This window comes from Streptomyces sp. MnatMP-M17 (genome assembly GCF_900091995.1).
GTDB lineage: Bacteria > Actinomycetota > Actinomycetes > Streptomycetales > Streptomycetaceae > Streptomyces.
In genome coordinates this window covers 1-7,263 of sequence record NZ_FMDK01000953.1, presented here as the reverse complement: position 1 = coordinate 7,263, position 7,263 = coordinate 1, and the positions used below count along the sequence as shown (strand labels likewise).

Sequence of the window (7,263 nt, the reverse complement as noted above, 5' to 3'; positions counted from 1 at the left end):
GGTCTATCCGCCCGCGGGCGGCGGCCATACCGAACGGCCGCGGCTGCGCGGTCCGATGGCCGCCGAGTACGCGACGACGCACTACATCCCCGAGACGCACGACCTGGCGCCCGATGCGGAGGACACGGATGACAGAACGTCGTGACGGACGCATCGTCACCTTCTATTCGTACAAGGGAGGCACGGGCCGCACCATGGCCCTGGCCAACACGGCCTGGATCCTCGCCGCCAACGGGCAGCGGGTCCTGGCCGTCGACTGGGATCTGGAGGCGCCCGGTCTGCACCGGTTCTTCCATCCCTTCCTCGATCCCTCCACCCTGGGCGCCACCACCGGCGTCATCGATCTGATCACCGAGTACGCCTGGGCGGCCACCAGCCCGGTGGAGCGGCCCGACGACTGGCACCGTGACTACGCGCGTATCCAGCCGCACGCCGTCTCCCTGACTCCGGAGCATCTCGGCTGGGAGTTCCCGGCGGGCGGCACGCTCGACTTCGTCTCCGCGGGCAAGCAGAACCGCGAGTACTCCGCGACCGTCTCCACCTTCGACTGGGACAACTTCTACGACCGGCTGGGCGGCGGCCACTTCTTCGACGCCCTGCGCGACGACATGAAGGCCCACTACGACTATGTCCTCATCGACAGCAGGACCGGTCTGAGCGACATCGCCGACATCTGCACGGTCCATCTGCCCGATGTGCTGGTCGACTGCTTCACGCTCAGCGACCAGTCGATCGACGGCGCCGCCGCGGTGGCCCGCCAGATCGACGAGCGCTACGGCGGTCGCGGTATCCGGATCTTCCCTGTGCCGATGCGGATCGACGAGGGAGAGAAGGAGAAGGCGGACGCGGGACGCGCGCTGGCCCGGCTGAAGTTCGACCGGTTCCCCGGCGGGCTCACCGGCGAGGAACTCACCGCCTACTGGGGCGCGGTGGAGATTCCGTACCGTCCGTACTACGCGTACGAGGAGACTCTCGCGACCTTCGGCGACGAGGCCGGTCTCAGCAACTCCCTGCTCTCCGCGTTCGAGCGGGTGACCGCCTATGTCACCGATGGCGCCATCACCTCGATGCCCACGGTCGGCGAGGAGACCAGACTGCGGATCCGGGACGCCTTCACCCGGCGCAGGCCCGCACTGCCGGCCGATCTCCTCCTCAGCTATGTGGCCGAGAACCGGATGTGGGCCGACTGGATCGAATCGGTGCTCACGCGGGCCGGTTTCCGGGTCGTCCCCCGCGATGTCTCGGCGGCTCCGGCCGCCCTCGGGAATCCGTCCGCCGAGAACGCCAGCCGTACGGTCGTCCTGCTCTCCAGCGCCTATCTCAAGTCCTCGCGCGCCGTGGAGGTCTGGGCGCGCGCGGCGTCCGAGGATCCGGGCGGCGCGCGGCGCAGGCTCGTACCGCTGCGGGTCGGCGACGTCCGGCTCACCACCCCGTACATCGACCGCAATCCGGTGGACCTGTTCCGGCTGGACGAGGCGCACGCCACCACGGCGCTGCTGCGCGCGCTGGAGCGGCCCGTGCAGCTCGCCGACGCGGTCTCGCCGGGCCCGCGCTTCCCGGGCACCGTGCCCAAGATCTGGAACGCGCCGGCCCGTAACTCCGGCTTCACCGGGCGCTCCCTCGTACTGGAACGGATGCGCGACCAGCTCGGCGGCGGAATGGCCGTGGTGCTGCCGCAGCCGCAGACCTTGTACGGGCTCGGGGGGATCGGCAAGACACAGGTGGCGCTGGAGTACGTACACCGCTTCATGGCCGACTACGACCTGGTCTGGTGGATCTCGTCCGAGCAGACCGCCGATGTGGTGGCGGGCCTCGCCGAACTGGCCGTACGGCTCGGCGCGCAGGGCGGTGACGACATGTCCGCAGCCTCGCAGGAGGCCCTCGATCTGCTGCGGCGCGGTGTGCCCTCCTCGCGCTGGCTGCTGGTCTTCGACAACGCCGACGATCCCGAGCAGCTCCAGCGGTTCTTCCCGCCGGGCGGGCCCGGCCATGTCCTGGTCACCTCACGCAACCAGAGCTGGTCGCAGTACGGCGACGCGCTGCCCGTCGATGTCTTTCTGCGCGAGGAGTCCATCGAGCACCTCCAGCGGCGGGCGCCCGGGCTCTCCGTCGAGGACGCCGACAAGGTGGCCACCGCGGTCGGCGATCTGCCGCTCGCGGTCGAGCAGGCCGCGGCCTGGATCGCGGAGACGGCGACGCCCGTCGCCGAGTATCTGGACCAGCTCGGGCAGCAGGCGCCCAGCGTGCTGGCGCTCAACCAGCCCGTCGGCTATCCGGAACCGGTCGCCGCGACCTGGAACATCTCCATCGAACGGCTCAAGGACCGCTCGCCCGCCGCCGTACGGCTGCTCCAGCTCTGTGCCTTCTTCGCGCCGGAGCCGATCTCCGCGAATCTTCTCTACAGCAAGGAGATGATCGAGGCGCTCAAGCCGTACGACGTCTCGCTCCAGGAGACGCTGGTGCTCGGCCGCGTCATCCGGGAGATCGGCCGGTTCGCGCTGGCCAAGGTGGACCAGGTCGGCAACAGCATCCAGGTGCACCGGCTGGTCCAGGCGATCATCAGGGCGCAGCTCACCGAGGAGGAGCAGCAGGACGCCAGGCACGCCGTGCACCGGATCCTCGCGGGCGCCAGGCCCGACGGCGACGAGCCGATCGACAATCCCGCCACCTGGGAGCGGTTCGCCACGATCTGGCCGCATCTGGCCACCTCCGAGGCGAGTCTGTGCCGGCGGCCGGAGACGCGGCGGCTGATGATCGACCGGGTGCGCTATCTGTGGAAGCGCGGCGATCTGCTGGCCGCCTTCGAGCTTGCCGACGAACTGCGCACGAGCTGGCGGGAGATGCTCGGAAACGACGATCCGCAGTATCTGTATCTGCGTTTCCATCTCTCCAACATCTTCCGCTCGCAGGGCCGTTATGTGGAGGCGCGCGAGCTGGACGAGGAGACTCTCGAACGGCAGCGCAGGGTGCTCGGGCCGACCCATCCGCACACGTATATGACCACCAGCGGACTGGCCATGGACCTCGGCACTCTCGGTGAGTACGCCAAGGCGCTGGATCTGGCGCAGGAGGCGCACGAGGGATTCAGCGGGATCTTCCACGAGTCCCATCCGAGGACGCTCGCCGCCGCCAACAACCGGGCGCTGAATCTGCGGATGGTGGGCCGCTACTCGCAGGCGCGCGAGATGGACCAGGACGTCTTCGACCGGCGGACCGAGGTGCTCGGCCCGGACCATCCGTACACCCTCTCCTCCGCCACCAGCCTGGCGCGCGATCTGCGGGAGATCGGCCGGTACGAGGACTCGGTCGCGCTGCTCACCCGGACGTACGCCCTCTACAAGGAGCAGCTCGGCCGGGCCTTTCCCGGCACGCTGGCCGCGGCCAAGAGCCTCGCCGTGTCGCTGCGCAGGGCCGGCCGGCTGGAGGACGCGCGCCGGCTGACCACGGCGACCCGTAACCGCTACCGGGCCAAGTACGGCGGCGAGCCCACCCCGGACTCGCTCGCCTGCGATCTCAATCTGGCCGCCGACCACTTCGCCGCGGGTGAGCCGGTGGCGGCCCGGGATCTGGCGCAGGAGGTCGTCGACCAGTATCTCCGGGTGCCGGGCGAGCGGCATCCGTACACTCTCGCCGCGGTCAACAACCTCGGTGTCTACCAGTGGGGATGCGGCGCTCCGGAGCTGGCGGAGCAGCTTCTCCAGGGCGCGCTGCGGACGATGCGGGAGGTGCTGGGCGACGACCATCCGCACACGCTGTTCTGCACGGTCAGTCTCGCCAACGCCAAGGCGGATCTGGGCGAGCTGGACGAGGCACTGGTCACCGAGCGCGGGGCCGTCGCGGGACTGCGGGTGTCACTGGGCTCGCACCATCCGGAGACGCTCGCCGTCGCCTCCAACATGTGTGTGACGCTGGGGGCGCTGGGCCGCAAGGACGAGGCGGCGCTGCTGCGGGCGGAGACGGTCGAGGAGCTGGCGCGGCTGCTGGGCGACGAGCACGCGCTGACGCGGTTCGCGCGGGATGACCGGAGGGTGTACCGGGATCTGGAGCCGCTGGCGGTGTGAGCGGTATGGGTACGGCGGCGGTGCGGGCGGTGCGGCCATGGTGAAGCCGCACCGCCCGGCCGTGGGCTGCTGCTCCTGCCCCGTAGCGGGTTCAGTCTTCCAGCAGCCAGGTGAGGATCCTGGGAAGGGCGTGCAGGGCGGCGAAGTGCGCGGCGGCCGGTTCCAGTACGACCGTCGCGCTCGGGATGCGCTCCGCGAGCCAGCGGGAGTGGCCGACCGGTGAGAAGACGTCCTGCTCGCCGTGCCACAGCAGCACCGGGCCCTGGATACGGGCGGGATCGAAACCCCAAGGGCTGCAGAAGGCGATCGCGTCGTCGATCCAGCCGTACGCCGAACCGCGCAGCCCTTCCTGGTAGTTGCGCAGCAACATCGTTCTGACTCCGGCGTCGGCGACCACCATGCGGTCGGAGTCCGTCAGCTCTCTGCGCAGCTCGTCCAGCAGCCGCATCGGGTCCTTCCTGATCGCGTCCGCGCGCGGGATGAACCGTGCGGCCATGCCATCCGGATCCTTGGACGCGGCGGTGTACTCCAGGACATTGGAGGCGGCCATGCCCTCGAACCAGTCGAGCCCGGCGGCGTCCCGCGGGGCGAGTGTGACCAGCGCCGCGGTACGGGTCACCCGCTCGGGCATCAGCGCGGCGCAGGCCAGGGCGTGCGGAGCGCCGCCCGAGCGGCCCACGACGGCGAACCGTTCGAGCCCGAGGGCGTCGGCGATCGCCGCCACGTCCTGGGCCACATCGGCCACACTGCGGCCCTCCAGCCGGTCCGAACCTCCGTATCCCGGGCGGTCGTAGGCGATGAGCTGCATCCCTCGCTGGTACAGCACCATGCCGCGCGGGGCAGGGCCCAGCCTGCTGCCCGGTGTGCCGTGCAGCAGAAAGACCGGTCTGCCGCGCGGATCCCCCAGACGCTCCACCATCAGATGCCGCCCGTCCGCCGCGCGCAGCCGACGTCGCAACTCCCGCCCCCTTTGTCATATGCGCCTCGGCCATGACCTCGGCACAGAGCTGTGCCCTCCGTACAAGAGCTGTACAAGAGCCCGGTTCATGTTGATTGTCCCGGGCCGGAGCCGATTGCATAAGGCCGATCCGCGCTCCGGTGGGGACGGATTCAGGACAGGACTAGTCCTCACCCGCTGATGACACGGCAGTTGCACCGAGTGTTCGCAAACGGAACGGACACCGTCTGACCTCGGCCGCCCGACAGGCCCGCCGCCCGGCCGGCTTGTGGTATGTCCGTCCTGAAGTCGGCCTTGTGTACGGCCGGTCGGTCTCGGAATAGTGGGCGGCTCCTACTCCGTGTCAGGTCACCCCACATGCCCTGGCGCGGTTCCCCCACAGGAGGCCGACATTGAACCACCGGCGCATATCGAGGAAAAAGGCGACGGCGGCGGGCGGTGCCGTGATCGCACTGGTCGTCGCGGGAATCACCTTCCAGACTGCGAACGCCAGTGAGGAAACACCTCAGTTCGAGGTCAAGACACTCACGGCCAAGGCGGCCGGAAATCTCGCTTCCGTCCTCGGCGAGGATCTGGGCGGCGCCGCCGCCGGTTCGTACTACGACGCCGAGTCCGGGGCCCTGGTGATGAATGTCGTCGACGAGCGGGCGGCCGAGACCGTACGCCGGGCCGGCGGCAGGGCCAGAGTGGTCCAGAACTCCCTGGCCGAACTGAGGAGCGCCCGGCAGGCCCTCGCGGACCGGGCGGCCGTGCCCGGCACGTCCTGGGCGGTCGACCCGGTGACCAACAAGGTGGTCGTCACGGCCGACCGTACGGTCGAGGGCGAGGCCTGGGACACGCTCAGCGGAGTGGTGGAAGGGCTCGGCGGCAAGGCCGAACTGAAGAGAACGGCCGGGGAGTTCACGCCCTTCGTCGCCGGCGGCGACGCCATCACGGGCGGCGGCGGTCGCTGCTCGCTCGGCTTCAACGTGGTCAAGGACGGCGCGCCGTACTTCCTGACCGCCGGGCACTGTACGGAGGCCATCCAGACCTGGTCCGACGCGCAGGGCACCGTGATCGGGACGAACGAGGGATCCAGCTTCCCGGACAACGACTACGGCCTGGTCAGGTACACCGCGGAGGTCGCGCACCCGAGCGAGGTCAATCTCTACGACGGCTCCAGCCGGCCGATCACCGGTGCGGCCGATCCGACGGTCGGCCAGCAGGTGACGCGCAGCGGCTCCACCACACAGGTGCACGACGGACAGGTCACCGCACTCGACGCCACCGTGAACTACGGCAACGGTGACATTGTCAACGGTCTGATCCAGACCTCGGTCTGCGCGGAACCGGGCGACAGCGGCGGCTCGCTCTTCGCGGGCGACACCGCGCTCGGACTGACCTCGGGCGGCAGCGGCAACTGCTCCTCGGGCGGTGTGACGTTCTTCCAGCCGGTGACGGAGGCACTCGCCGTGTTCGACGCCCAAATCGGCTGACACCCCGCGAGCCCACCCGAAGAGCCCGGACCACCCACGGTGGCCCGGGCCCTTCGCGCTGCGCGGGGTCTCTCCCGCAGGAACGGTCGGTGTGGCCGCGGGAGCCGTCCGGGCGGTGGGCGGGCGGTGGGCGAGGGCCGCCCGCGTGGTGGGGGTTCGGCCGTGGTGGGAGTTCCGGCGGGCGGCGCCTTGGTTAATCTGCACGGGTGACCACCGACCTGACTCTGCTGCCGCGTGTCGCCTGTCGCGGGCAGGAGGTCACCGCGCCTCGGCTCCGGGGTCTCCTCGCGCTGCTCGCGGGCGACTTGCGTGCGGGGTGCAGCACCGAGCGGCTTGTGGCAGGGCTGTGGCCGGGCGAGTTGCCGGAGCGGCCGGGGAAGGCGTTGCAGGTCCTCGTGTCCAGGGCGCGGGCGCGGCTGGGTGCCGACGTGATCGTAAGCACGCCGACCGGATACCGGCTCGCCCTCGCCGAGGGCCAGGTCGACAGCTCCGCCCTGCTGCTGCACGCCGCCGCGAGCGCGGACCGGGCCAGGGCAGGGGACCATGCGGGATCGCTGGCCGCCGCCGAGGCCGGGCTCGCGCTGTGGAAGGACACCCCTGACGGGGACGGCGGCACCGACGACCCGGTAGCCGCGTTGCGTACCGAGCGCGCTCCGGTCCGCGACACGCTCGTACGCGCGCAGGCGCTCGCGCTCGCCCGGCTAGGACGGCACGCGGAGGCGGCCGGGCCGCTGGCCGTGGCCGCCTCGGAGCGTCCGCGCGACGAGGA

At 70.5% G+C, this 7,263-nt stretch carries 4 protein-coding genes; 3 read left to right on the top strand and 1 reads right to left on the bottom strand.

Annotated features, from left to right (window positions below; all coding sequences use genetic code 11):
- The first annotated feature begins 128 nt into the window (after positions 1 to 128).
- A complete protein-coding gene (fxsT, locus tag GA0115259_RS34060) occupies positions 129 to 4,061 on the top strand; it encodes an FxSxx-COOH system tetratricopeptide repeat protein (RefSeq protein ID WP_093604071.1) in 3,933 nt (1,310 codons plus the stop codon).
- A 91-nt stretch (positions 4,062 to 4,152) separates the two neighbouring features.
- Here fxsT and GA0115259_RS34055 read toward each other — a convergent pair whose 3' ends face one another.
- Positions 4,153 to 5,019 (bottom strand): alpha/beta fold hydrolase, encoded by an 867-nt coding sequence (locus tag GA0115259_RS34055; RefSeq protein ID WP_093604069.1) that lies wholly within the window; start codon positions 5,017 to 5,019, stop codon positions 4,153 to 4,155.
- Between the two features lie 392 nt (positions 5,020 to 5,411).
- Between GA0115259_RS34055 and GA0115259_RS34050 the strand changes: the two genes are divergently transcribed.
- Together GA0115259_RS34050 and GA0115259_RS34045 are read left to right on the top strand one after the other, a co-directional pair.
- A complete protein-coding gene (locus GA0115259_RS34050) occupies positions 5,412 to 6,494 on the top strand; it encodes a S1 family peptidase (RefSeq protein WP_093604067.1) in 1,083 nt (360 codons plus the stop codon).
- 206 nt (positions 6,495 to 6,700) lie between these two features.
- A partial coding sequence (locus GA0115259_RS34045; RefSeq protein ID WP_305129814.1) for an AfsR/SARP family transcriptional regulator occupies positions 6,701 to 7,263 on the top strand: 563 nt, incomplete at its 3' end.